The following is a 12,350-nucleotide window of genomic DNA, read 5'->3' as shown; positions in this document are numbered from 1 at the left end:
TCAGTTCATCATCAGCACATTCACGCTGCGCTGCAAAATATTAAAGGCAATTTCTGCCATCAGGTTTTCACGGTCAAGCGTAGGGTTTACTTCGGTGATCTCAAAACAACAAATCTTACGGTGTTGCATGAACTTGGCAATCAGGTCCTCAGCTTCCCGCTCTCTCAATCCATTACTTACCGGTGTGCCGGTACCTTTGGAAATAGAAGCGTCCAGGCTGTCCACATCAAAAGAAACATAGATGTACTCACAATCACTCAGGTAACGGAACACAGAACGGGAAATGTTCTCCGGCCCTTTCCTGCGTACTTCACTGGTGGTGATCACCTTCATGCCATATTGCTTGATCAGGTAATCTTCTTCCTTCTCATAATCCCGCAGGGAAATAAACACAATATCTTCCGGAAGCACTTTCGGCGCTATTTTACCGATATTTTTCAGGGCATTCCACATTTTAGCGGTATTCTCATCCAGGTCGTGCACCTTGCAGTCCATATTGTCTTCCGCAATGGCGGTAGCCAGCGGCATACCATGCATATTACCGGAAGGGGTGGTATAAGGTGTATGCAGATCAGCATGCGCATCTATCCAGATCACGCCCAGCTTGGCTTTGGGATGGGCCATTTTCAACCCGGCAATTGTTGCGCCGGCAGTACTGTGGTCACCGGAAAGCAGTACCGGGAACCAGTTAGCCTTCACTGTTTCGCACACACTTTTGCTGATACGCTCATACATGTTAAAAGTACCTTTGATCCTTTTGGCATAGGGCGATTCGATAGGTTCAAACAACAGCTTATTTTCCGTTTCAATTGCTTCGGTGGGGAAGTGTACAAAAAAGTTGCTCATAAAGTCCAGCGCGGCAATCTTAATAGCATCTACACCCAAACTGGCGCCACGCGTACCTGCTCCTATTTCTGATTTTACTTCTATTATTTTAATATTCTTCATAAAAATAGCATTAAAGGCAAGCTACAGGATTTTATGTGAACGCCCAAAGCAACGGAACGTGTGATGGTGAAAAACTTGTATATAATACATGAATCAAATCCAATACAGTAGCGTTATTGTAGCGATTTGTTCAATATTTCCCCGGTTCTGGTTGACAACGTTGAATTTTAACCGGGCTATTTTTTTAGCTGCTGATTTATAAATAATTTGAGTCTATTACCATATAAAATTAAAATCATGGACTTTCAATTGACGGAAGAGCATCTGATGATACAAAAGGCAGCACGCGATTTTGCTGTTACTGAATTACTGCCAGGTGTAATAGAAAGGGATGAACACCAGAAGTTCCCCACAGAACAGATCAAAAAACTGGGAGAACTCGGCTTCCTGGGTATGATGGTGAGCCCGAAGTATGGGGGAGCAGGACTGGACGCGATCTCTTATGTGCTGGCTATGGAAGAAATCTCAAAAATAGATGCCTCTGCCTCTGTGGTCATGAGTGTTAATAACTCCCTCGTTTGCTGGGGGCTCGAAACATTTGGTACAGAAGAACAAAAACAGAAATACCTGGTACCCCTGGCTTCCGGGCAGATAATTGGCGCGTTTATGTTAAGTGAGCCTGAAGCCGGTTCTGATGCTACTTCCCAGCGTACGATTGCAGAAGATAAAGGAGATCATTACCTGCTCAACGGTACCAAAAACTGGATCACCAACGGTAACTCCGCCAGCGTGTACCTGGTAATGGCGCAAACCCACCCTGAAAAAGGAAGTAAAGGCATCAACGCCCTCATCGTGGAAAAAGAAATGCCCGGTATTACCATCGGCGCCAAAGAAAACAAACTCGGCATCCGCGGCAGCGATACCCACAGCGTGATGTTCCAGGATGTAAAAGTGCCAAAGGAAAACAGGATAGGAGAGGACGGCTTCGGGTTTAAATTTGCCATGAAAACCCTCGCCGGCGGCCGTATCGGCATCGCATCCCAGGCGCTCGGCATCGCCAGTGGCGCGTATGAACTGGCCCTGAAATATTCTAAAGAAAGAAAAGCATTTGGTAAAGAAATAGCCCAGCACCAGGCCATCCAGTTTAAACTGGCAGATATGGCCACCCGCATAGAAGGCGCCCGCCTGTTATGCCTCAAAGCCGCATGGGATAAAGATCAGCACCAGGACTATACCCTCAGCAGCTCTATGGCCAAAGTATTTGCCTCCGAAACCGCCATGTGGGTAACCACCGAAGCGGTGCAGGTACACGGCGGCTACGGCTATGTAAAAGAATACCACGTGGAACGCCTCATGCGCGATGCCAAGATCACCCAGATCTATGAAGGTACCTCAGAGGTACAGCGCATCGTTATCAGCAGGAGCATCCTCAGCTAACGCTTTGTCTTACCCGGAATACCTCCGGGTAAGACAAAATCCGCTTTTAGGATTATCTTTGCCCGATGGCAATTAATTTAGAAGCATACTACGAAGTGCTCGACCGGCTCCATCCATATCACGCCCGGCTGGTAGCCGTTTCCAAAACGAAGCCAGTGGAAGATATCGCTGCGTTCTATGCAGCAGGGCAAAGGATCTTCGGCGAAAACTACGTACAGGAACTAACAGAAAAACAGGCACTTTTACCGGCAGACATAGAATGGCATTTTATTGGGCACCTGCAATCCAATAAGGTAAAATTCATTGCGCCATTTGTTCATACTATTCATGCAGTGGATAGTCTTAAATTGCTGCAGGAAATCAATAAACAGGCTGCTAAACATCAGCGTGTTATTCATTGCCTGTTACAGGTACACATTGCAGCAGAAGAAACAAAGTTTGGTATGGATGCGCAGGAGTTACAGCAACTGCTGCAAACATATCACGCCGATCCATCCGCTTTTTCACAGGTACGCATTGCCGGCATGATGGGCATGGCTACCAACACTTCCAACGAAACACAGATCCGTGAAGAGTTCCACCAGCTCCACAAATTGTTTGGATCCGTTAAAACCACTTACTTTAACAACGAAGCGTACTTTAAAGAACTGTCCATTGGCATGAGCGCCGACTATCACCTCGCCCTGCAGGAAGGGAGTACCCTGGTGCGTATCGGTAGCCTGCTCTTTGGCGAAAGGAACTATTCACAAATGTAGTCTTATGAAAAAACTAAGCATCCTCCTGGCAGGTATCGGCCTGGCTTTTACCGCCTGCAATACCGGTCAATCCGCTAAAACCCCTGCCAATGGTGTGTGGCAGGCAAAACTGCACCGCACCGACGGGGCAGACATCGTTTTCAACTTTGAAGTAAAAGATACCGCCGGTAAAAAAGTACTGTATGTACTGAACGCCGCAGATAAATTACTGGTAGATGAAGTCACCGTAACCGGCGACTCCCTGCTGATTAAAATGCCCTTCTTCGACTCGGAATTCAAAGCAAAGCTTACCTCCGACAGCGCCGCAGAGGGCCTCTGGATCAGGCACCTGGCGGATAAAGACGTAAGCATTCCTTTCTCTGCTGTAGCAGGCAAGGCAGAACGCTTCGCCGTAAACACACCCGCTGCCGCCAATGTGTCCGGCCGCTGGGTAACCCAGTTTGTATCTTCAAAAGATAAGGACAAAGCCCCTTCTACTGCCATCGGGGAGTTTAAACAATCCGGTAACATTGTACACGGCACCTTCCTCACCACCACCGGCGACTACCGCTTCCTGGATGGCGTGGTGGATGGCGATACCCTGCGCCTCTCCACCTTCGATGGCTCCCATGCGTACCTGTTTACGGCCCGCGTTGGGAAAGACAGCATCACAGACGGCCGCTTCTTTGCCGGTATCGGCGACGGACTCGAATACTGGTCGGCTGTGAAAAATGATACCGCCAAACTCGCCGACGAAAGAACCATCGTCACCATGAAACCCGGTCAGCAACAACTTGATTTCACCTTCCCTGATCTCAACGGCAACAAGGTGAACATCAAAGACGACCGCTTCAAAAACAAAGTGACAATCATTACCCTCATGGGCTCCTGGTGCCCTAACTGTATGGACGAAACCGGCTTCCTCAGCAAATGGTACGAGAAGAATAAAGACCGTGGCGTGGAAGTAATCGGGCTGGCTTATGAACGCACCACCGACTTCGAAAAATCGAAACATGCCCTCGAAGGCTTCCTGAAACGCTTTAATGTAAGCTACCCGGTACTGATTACCGGCGTAACGCCCGCCGATCCTGCAAAAGGAGAGAAGACCCTCCCGCAGCTCACCGGCATCAAAGGTTTCCCCACCACTATCTTTATCGATAAAAAAGGGAACGTACAGGAAGTGCATACCGGCTTTTCCGGCCCCGGTACAGGAGAACACTACGAACAGTTCCAGGCTGACTTTAACCGACTGGTTTCCAGTATGTTGGAAGCTGAGTAGGTCCGGATCAAGTCCACCTCAGGTCCACATCAAGTCCACGTCAAAGGCATGGATAAAGCATGGATGAAGCATGGATGAAGCGTAGTTAAAGCATGCATGAGGCATCGGAGAGGTTATCTTCCTGTTAACAATCCGTTTTCATAACTGGTGCTTTTCAGATATTCGGGCTAAAAAGGTATTATAACCAATATATAAGACTATTGTATAATATTGTGCCGAAACACATAAATCCTCTCTGGTATTTGCTTTCCGGGGAGGATTTACTTTTTAATAAAATTTATTATTTCATTTCTTTCAAAAAGGTTTGAAAAATACCAGAATCTGATTATTTTACTGCTCCGTTTGACTTTTATAAATTCCATTATCTAATACGCTTATCTTATCCACCTGCCGGGACAATGTCAATTCTGATGTTGTCCTGGATAGCGTTCCCTTCGAATTTTCACGATATTGATACTGGTACATTTACTCTCTCTTAGCAGGTGGTTTTTCTTCCCTTTTCCTATACAATAACATTTCTTTAAGATCGGATCTTCTCCACACACTTTTACTGGCCTGATATTTGAAAATTTCTGGTTACAGTGTGAATGAACCATGCACACAAATCATTTGTTAAACCATAAAAATCCAGAAATTATGTCTACAACGAAATTTCTCGCAGGTGCTATAGCCGGCCTTACTACCGGTTTAGTAATTGGATTATTAACAGCCCCTGATAGCGGTGATAAAACCCGTAAAAAAATTAAAACAACAGCAGATGATTGGCGTCATAAAATCAATGGCCTGGTAGGAAAAGGAGGAGAGGATCTGTCTGATCTGAAAGAAGTATTCGAACATGAAATAACCGGCCTGCAGGATGATGTTCGCCAAAGAGTGCTGAAGCTGATTAATAAAAGTCAGGGCGTTTACAACAGGTTCAGAAGAGAAGCATTGTCATAATGATAGTTTACATAAAAAAAAGCGGAGATAACAAACAGATGGTTCATTATCTCCGCTTTTTTATTGTGTAAATCTTACTTCAGGATTTCGCCGGTTTCCATATAATTTTTGAAACGTTTGATATCTTTTACCAGCATATTTTCAAATGCAGGATTTAACAGCCAGGCCAGCCCTGAGCCTACATATCCGGCCGGTGGCCGGTAAGTGATCATCACATCAATTTCCGTTCCTCCGTTAAAGGTTTCCCGGAAAGTAACCCTGCCCGCGGTAGCAATAGAGGATCCCGGTAATGATCTCCAGCCAATCAATTCTCCCGGTACCTCCTTTACAATTTCAGCATCCCATTCCAATGTACCAATGCCGCCAGGCCCCTTTACCACCCAATGCGAATGGAAAGGATCCGTTTCTTCCACCGACTGCAAATGCTTCATAAACACCGGCAGGTTATTCAGCTGACGCCAGAAATAATATACCTCCTCCTTCGGATTGTCAATAGAGATAGTAGTCCTGATATTTACAGACGCAGTATGTTTGTCCGGTTTCCGCCTGCCCAGAAATCCATTCACCAGGTCGTTGCCACTGATACCTCTGTATAACAGGTAACCAGCTCCCAGGAGTTTAAAAAGGCTTGATACAGGCGATTTATCTACTTTGCTGATGGCACTGCCGAGCAACCAGGCACCGGTAAAAATGGAAACAATTCTGCCTTCGGGTGTAACATTGATGATATTAGAGCTATCATATAAGGACCCTGCTTTTGGTTGTTGTGGATCTTGAAGATTAAGTTGTTGTGTTAAGGAACTCATATATACAGTTTGGGGAACCTACAGCTAAAACCCTGCACTTTTGTTGGGAATGAGTTAAGTTGTTGATATTTAATAAAATAGATATGATGACGCCCACCATGTTCCTGTGGCACATCAGATACGGTGCGTAATTTCTTACACACTACCGCTCACAAGGGGAAACATATATACTTTACCGGTAGGAAGCTATAGTCTTCACCAATTATATGCCAACCGTATCTTGCATTTCTCTCCGCGATGGGTTATCTTAACCCGGTAAATAAAAGACTACATGAAAAAAGTACTGACCGCGTTATTACTGCTGGCCGGCCTCCAAAGCTCGGCACAGAAGGAAATAGCCCCCAACAAATGGCTGAAACTCTTTAATGGCAAGGATCTGAAAGACTGGGACATTAAAATAACCGGGCATGACCTGAATGATAATTTTGGAAATACCTTCCGGGTAGACAGCGGCATGCTGAAAGTGAGCTACGAAAACTATGATGAATTCAGGGAACAATACGGACACATCTTCTATAAAAAGAATTTTTCCGCCTACCTGGTGGTAGTGGAATATAAATTTACCGGCGACCAGGTGAAAGGCGGCCCGGGTTGGGCCTTCCGTAACAGCGGCATCATGCTGCACGGACAAACTGCTGCCAGTATGACCAAAGACCAGGACTTCCCCATTTCACTGGAAGAACAGCTGCTGGGCGGCAATGGTAAAGACCCCCGCTCTACAGCAAACCTCTGCACACCCGGCACCAACGTGGTGATGAATGGAAAACTCATTAAAGACCATTGCATCAGCTCCACCTCCAAAACCTATCATGGTGATGTATGGGTACGCGCGGAAGCCCTCGTACTGCGCGACTCCGTTATCAAACACATTGTAGAAGGGGATACCGTTATTGTATACAATAAGCCGCAGATGGGCGGCGGCAACGTGTCGCACCCTAAACCGGGGCTGCTGCAGGAAGGTAAACTGCTGTCCGAAGGTTCCATTTCCCTGCAAAGCGAAAGCCACCCGGTGGCCTTCCGGAAAGTAGAACTGTTCGACCTGTCTCCCTACATCAACGACCCGGTTAAGCTGAATAAAATCCTCCACCTGCTGCAGAACCGGCCGGGAGCGAAAAAAGCAAAATAGCATGATGACGGGGGCGGGGTGGAAAATCCGGTACCATCTTTAACCGCTTTAGGCTACCTTTGCCCCCTCGAAAGAAATAGCATGGAAAATTGTACGCTCTATACGCACGAAGTGGAAATGGAGAAAGTGCTGACCCGTATGAGGGCGCATTTTGGAGAACAGGCAGTAAAAGTAAACGGACCGGCAAACCGTTGGGAACAACTGACCATCACATCAGGAAAAAAACTGCTGCGAAAAGGCCATACCCTCACCATCAACTACCGCCAGCGCGCCACACCCGGCTACCAGCTGGTACGCAGCGATGACCCGGTAACCACCAACCTGATCGGCATGTACGGCTTTGTACAACAACTGCCGGCAGACAACCCCGCCCTGAAGGAGCTATTACTCGCAAAAGTGGCCACACTTAATACCGAAATCGTTATCCTCGCCAACCCTTCATTCAACGGCGACCTTCGTGCCGCTATCATGGACCTGGCCGACGAACTGGATGGTATCTTCTTCTGCGAAAATAACTTCATTTTCAACACCGAAGTACAAGGCTTCTGGGATAAAACCGGCGCACTGCTGCTCGATGTAAACGGTCATTCCACCGCTACCAATCTCACGGTAAATATCAACGCACGGTATTTCGATAGCCAGGACGCGCCTTCCTCCGCAGCAACAGAAAGAAAACAACGGAACATACAGCTCCTGCAGGAAATGCAGGTGAAAACAACCGCCAACCTTCCTGTTATCAGGGATGAAAACGAAGTAGTACTGCGCACCGCAGCAGAAACGGCCGAAAGGGTAGCCGTACTCGCCGCCGTAAACACTGTGGCCTTCGGATACCTCGAAAGCCCCGCAGTAATCAGCTACCTGCAACAACATCAGCTCTGGGATAAAACCACACCCGCCGAAAGAGCTTTCCTGGAAGATCCGCAGGAAGACGCAAAAACACGGGAAACCTGGAAGTGTGAAGACATATGGGTATTGCTGTGGGCATTAAAAAAAGTACCCTCCCTCGGGGAAATGGACGCACTCTGCAACCTCGACATGGTGCCGGAAGAAGCTTTCCCCTTCCGGGGCCCCGCCTCTGATCCCGCCGCATTCCTCGCCGGCGCCACCGAATTGCGCAGCGCTACAGAAATACTCGATGCCAACGACCTCTATTACCGCGCCAACTGGGCCTGTGTAGACGCACGCATAAAAGGAGAAAAGGAACCGCTGCATCCCGGAATTGTATATGAAAGACATTATGCCCTCAACTGGCTCACCAACTACAGGAACCAATACTGGGATGATGTTACCTGCGATACCTGATAAAATAAAAGCGCCGCGGAGACATTATCTCCGCGGCGCTTTTATTTTATTACGATATTATTTACCTGAAGTAATCATCAGCTGCCTGATATACTTCACCGGCGCACTGCCGTAACTGAGGAACTTCTCATTAAATGCTTTCAGGCTGTAATCCTTGCCCTGCTGCTGTTTGTAAGCCTCCCGGAGATCAATGATCTCTTTGTAACCAGTGAAATAGCTGGTCAGCTGCACGCTGGATACGCTCACCCGCTTCCATTTTCCTTCCGCTTCTGCGGCTTGCTGGAACGCTTCTTTGGTCAGCAAATGAATGGCATCTTCCTTACTCATATCTTTCACATGTACACTGTAATCCAGGATGGTATTGCATACTGTACGCAGGTTCCACTTGTACCACATCAGCCACATTTCCGGCTCGTTGTTGCCATAACCGTTTTCCAGCATCATCTGCTCCGTATATACGGCCCATCCTTCAATCATGGCGCCATTGCTCATGAGCGATTTAATCAGGCTGGGTGATTGATTGGCATACACCAGCTGGGTGTAATGACCCGGAATCGCTTCATGAATATCCAGGATCTGGAGGATATACTGATTGTATTCACGCAAATAACTTTCTGCTTTATCTTTTGGCCATCCTTCCAGGCTGCCCACGTTGTAATAGGTGTTGCCGCCTTTATCATAGGGGCCGGGCGCACTGATGGAAGCACCTGCCACACCTGCCATATAAGCCGGTTCTTTACGCACCACCAACGGCTTGGACGGATCAATATACAACAGGTCTTTTTCCTTGATAAACGCAATCAGCGAAGGCAGCTGCTTTTCTATGGCCGACTGGAATTCCTCCGGCTTTACATGCTTCACAGAAAGCGTATCGATCATGCGGCCTATCAGCTCCAGCGAATCAGATGGCATGGGTGTATTGCCAAAATATTTCGGCCACAATTGGCGGCTGATCTTTGTCATTTCACCATGCACAAATGCTTTACGCGCTATCGCGGAATCATAGATCTGTGCAGCGGTAAAAGATGACTGGATATCAAATTTAAACTTCTGATCGTACAACGCTTTGCCTAAACGGAAACTGCGTGGATGCCCGGGCTTCAATGCCTTTAGCCATGCGGCGTAATCGCGGATCGCTTTGGCGGCGGTTTTGGCGCTGGCCAGCATGGTGGCCTGCTCTGCTGCAGGGATACCGGTTTTCTTCAGTGAATCTGCAAAGTCTTTTTCAAATACCGATAAGCCGCCATTGTTCTGATCTATGGCCAGCAAAGTAAGTTCCGCTACCGGATCTTTGATCTGCTTTTTTGCGGCTTCGTAATAAGCCGGGATATTCTGCAACCTGCTGCCAAAGCTGCGCAGCCTGGTTTCCAGCGGTGCGTAGTTTTCATTTAAGATAAAGGCAAACGTGTTACTAACGTTATAGGAAGATGGATCCCATTCGTTGCTCTTCTGCTCCTTAATACCCCATTGCACTGATTCCAGGTAGTTCTGTATCAGCTGGTAATCAATTTTATTGGCGTCATTCAGCGCAGTAAGATCATAGGATTTAAGTGAATCCAGTTGTTGTTGCGCAAATGCGAGTCGCGCTGCGGCTGCGGTGCTATCCGGTACTACCAGCACCGAGTCATATTTATGATAGCCTACACCGGTGGCCCAGTCGGGGTTTTCTTTCCAGAGGGCGTCAATAAAACGTGCCTGGTATGCGTTGAAAGCATGATTCAGCGTACTGTCGGTACCGTTAGTTTGGTTGCTGCTGTTGCCGTTGTTACAGGCTGCCAGGGCAGCTGCGGCGGTTGCGCAAAGAAGGAGTTTTTTCATTGCAGAAGATGATTGTTGTTGTTTTCAAAAGCCTGTGTAATATACTATTTAATTATTTTCTTTACTTTTGCGGCGTACTTAATTAAAAACTGCAAACACTTGCGCCATGTAATGTCACAGGCATATTAATTTATTCCTTTCGCCGTTCCATCCCGGAACCGGCCTGTGAAACTATTGTTTAATTTAAACCCTGATGACATGGCAATTTCCCGGAAATATGGCCGTACCTGGCATTATCCGTTTTCACCCGGCACTACGAGCGACGACCGTATTCAATACGAATACTGGCATTCGCTGCAGCAGATCCCGGTGTTGATCCATACGGAAAAGCTGGACGGAGAAAATAACTGCTTATCCCGGTATGGGGTGTTTGCGCGCTCACACGCAGCGCCCACTACCTCGCCGTGGACAGAAAGCATCCGCCGTTACTGGCAAAGCATAAAGAATGACCTGGGCGATCTGGAGATCTTCCTCGAAAATCTCTACGCGGTACATTCTATTGAATACCGCAACCTGGATCATCACTTTTATATATTCGGTATCCGGGAAGGCCAGCGGTGGCTTAGTTGGGAGGAAACCCAATTCTATGCAGCGATGCTGGACCTGCCGGTAGTACCGGAAGTGAAGCGTATAACGCCGCCGGCTACACGCCAGGAGTTTGAGCGTGATATACTGGGGCTGGTCAACGGTCCCGGCGCCTTTGATCCGCATGATGTGCATACCGGTCAGCCGGCAACAATGGAAGGCATTGTATCCCGTAACGTCAACGGCTATGCGGTGAGCGATTTTGCAGAAAACGTGTTTAAGTATGTCCGCAAAGGACATGTGAAAACAGACCAGCACTGGACCCGCCATTGGCGCCGTGCAAGGTTAAATAATGAAGGAGGTAACTATGTGGCAGCTCAGTGAAAATAAAGACTGGTCCCACCTGGAACATACATTTGAATGGGTGCGCGTAATGCGGGAAGTTCCGCAGGACGCGCGGCACCATGCAGAAGGTAACGTGGCCGTACATACGCAGATGGTGCTGGCTGCCTTGCAGCAACTACCTGCTTACCGGGAGTTGCCGCCGGCCGATCAGGAACTGTTGTGGGCGGCCGCACTGCTGCACGACGTGGAGAAGTACAGCACTACGGTTATTGAACCGGATGGACGCATCACGTCCGCGGGCCATGCCCGCAAAGGGGAAGCGCGTGCCCGGCAAATCCTTTACAGGGAAGTACCTACGCCCTTCCTCGTCCGCGAACAGATCGCCAAACTGGTGAGGTACCACGGCCTGCCGTTGTGGATCTTTGAAAAGCCCGATCCGCAGAAAGCACTGATCACCGCCAGCCTGGAAGTAAACACCCGGCTGCTGGCGTTGCTGGCCCGTGCCGATGCGCTCGGCCGTATCTGTACCGATCAGGCAGACCTGCTCTACCGGCTGGATTGCTTCGAAGAATTGTGCAGGGAAAATAATTGCTGGGGACAACCACGCCCGTTTGCCACACCGCAGGCGCGCATGGAATACCTGTTCAAAACCGGCAGCTCGCCGGACTATGTGCCGTTTGAAACGCCGCAAACGCCGGTCATACTGATGAGCGGACTGCCGGGCGCCGGGAAAGACACGTACATACAGCGGCATTATAAACAACTGCCGGTCATCTCCCTGGATCATATCCGGCAAACCATGAAAATAAGCCCTACTGATAAAAGTGGCAATGGCGTAGTGATCCAGGCCGCGAAGGAACAAGCCAGGATCTATCTCCGGGAAAAAAAATCCTTTGTATGGAATGCCACCAACATCACCCGGCAAATGAGGGAACAGTTGATCAGTCTTTTTACAACGTATGAAGCAGCGGTAACTATTGTGTATGTGGAAGTGCCGGCAGCGAAGCTGTTACAGCAAAACCGGCAGCGGGAAGAAGTGGTGCCGGCGGCAGCAATGGAGCGGTTGATCAGGAAACTGGAAGTGCCTACCAGTGCAGAAGCGCATGAGTTGAAAATAGCAGTCAGCAGTTAGCCATTGGCTGCTGCTGACT

Annotated in this window: 11 protein-coding genes; 8 read left to right on the top strand and 3 right to left on the bottom strand. The window is 48.4% G+C overall.

From position 1 onward, the window contains the following. Positions 1 to 948, bottom strand: coding sequence for an arginase (locus V7S65_RS11235; RefSeq protein ID WP_079473296.1), 948 nt, complete (start codon positions 946 to 948; stop codon positions 1 to 3). 237 nt (positions 949 to 1,185) lie between these two features. On the opposite strand from V7S65_RS11235, the gene V7S65_RS11230 reads away from it, so the two are divergent. The 4 genes from V7S65_RS11230 (at position 1,186) to V7S65_RS11215 (ending at position 5,277) form a co-directional block, all read left to right on the top strand. Beyond that, positions 1,186 to 2,325 (top strand): acyl-CoA dehydrogenase, encoded by a 1,140-nt coding sequence (locus tag V7S65_RS11230; RefSeq protein ID WP_079473297.1) that lies wholly within the window; start codon positions 1,186 to 1,188, stop codon positions 2,323 to 2,325. A 65-nt stretch (positions 2,326 to 2,390) separates the two neighbouring features. After that, on the top strand, positions 2,391 to 3,080 hold the full coding sequence (locus tag V7S65_RS11225) for a YggS family pyridoxal phosphate-dependent enzyme (RefSeq protein ID WP_336387087.1): 690 nt from the start codon (positions 2,391 to 2,393) through the stop codon (positions 3,078 to 3,080). 4 nt (positions 3,081 to 3,084) lie between these two features. After that, entirely contained in the window at positions 3,085 to 4,338 is a 1,254-nt protein-coding gene (locus V7S65_RS11220; protein WP_111579004.1) for a TlpA disulfide reductase family protein, read from the top strand. Positions 4,339 to 4,974: 636 nt separating this feature from the next. Next, the gene (locus tag V7S65_RS11215) at positions 4,975 to 5,277 is read left to right on the top strand and encodes a YtxH domain-containing protein (protein ID WP_111579005.1); all 303 of its coding nucleotides are present in this window, start codon (positions 4,975 to 4,977) and stop codon (positions 5,275 to 5,277) included. Positions 5,278 to 5,351: 74 nt separating this feature from the next. Here V7S65_RS11215 and V7S65_RS11210 read toward each other — a convergent pair whose 3' ends face one another. After that, the gene (locus V7S65_RS11210) at positions 5,352 to 6,083 is read right to left on the bottom strand and encodes an SRPBCC family protein (RefSeq protein WP_079473301.1); all 732 of its coding nucleotides are present in this window, start codon (positions 6,081 to 6,083) and stop codon (positions 5,352 to 5,354) included. Positions 6,084 to 6,354: 271 nt separating this feature from the next. Between V7S65_RS11210 and V7S65_RS11205 the strand changes: the two genes are divergently transcribed. Continuing rightward, positions 6,355 to 7,209: a 3-keto-disaccharide hydrolase gene (locus V7S65_RS11205; RefSeq protein WP_079473302.1), complete on the top strand. Its 855-nt coding sequence runs from the start codon at positions 6,355 to 6,357 to the stop codon at positions 7,207 to 7,209. 81 nt (positions 7,210 to 7,290) lie between these two features. Next, positions 7,291 to 8,511: a DUF4272 domain-containing protein gene (locus V7S65_RS11200; protein ID WP_336387088.1), complete on the top strand. Its 1,221-nt coding sequence runs from the start codon at positions 7,291 to 7,293 to the stop codon at positions 8,509 to 8,511. Between the two features lie 57 nt (positions 8,512 to 8,568). Here the strand turns inward: V7S65_RS11200 and V7S65_RS11195 are convergent, their stop codons facing one another. Further along, positions 8,569 to 10,329, bottom strand: coding sequence for a DUF885 domain-containing protein (locus tag V7S65_RS11195; protein ID WP_336387089.1), 1,761 nt, complete (start codon positions 10,327 to 10,329; stop codon positions 8,569 to 8,571). A gap of 198 nt (positions 10,330 to 10,527) precedes the next feature. Between V7S65_RS11195 and V7S65_RS11190 the strand changes: the two genes are divergently transcribed. After that, positions 10,528 to 11,238: an RNA ligase family protein gene (locus tag V7S65_RS11190; RefSeq protein WP_336387090.1), complete on the top strand. Its 711-nt coding sequence runs from the start codon at positions 10,528 to 10,530 to the stop codon at positions 11,236 to 11,238. Beyond that, complete coding sequence (locus V7S65_RS11185) at positions 11,207 to 12,331, top strand: AAA family ATPase (protein ID WP_336387091.1); 1,125 nt, start codon at positions 11,207 to 11,209, stop codon at positions 12,329 to 12,331. Before V7S65_RS11190 ends, V7S65_RS11185 begins: the two co-directional genes overlap by 32 nt. Positions 12,332 to 12,350: the final 19 nt, after the last annotated feature.

The organism is Chitinophaga sp. CCNWYY40, from assembly GCF_037483205.1.
Lineage (GTDB): Bacteria > Bacteroidota > Bacteroidia > Chitinophagales > Chitinophagaceae > Chitinophaga > Chitinophaga ginsengisegetis.
The sequence above is the reverse complement of the archived record's forward strand: the minus strand, read 5'-3'. Positions and strand labels throughout refer to the sequence as shown.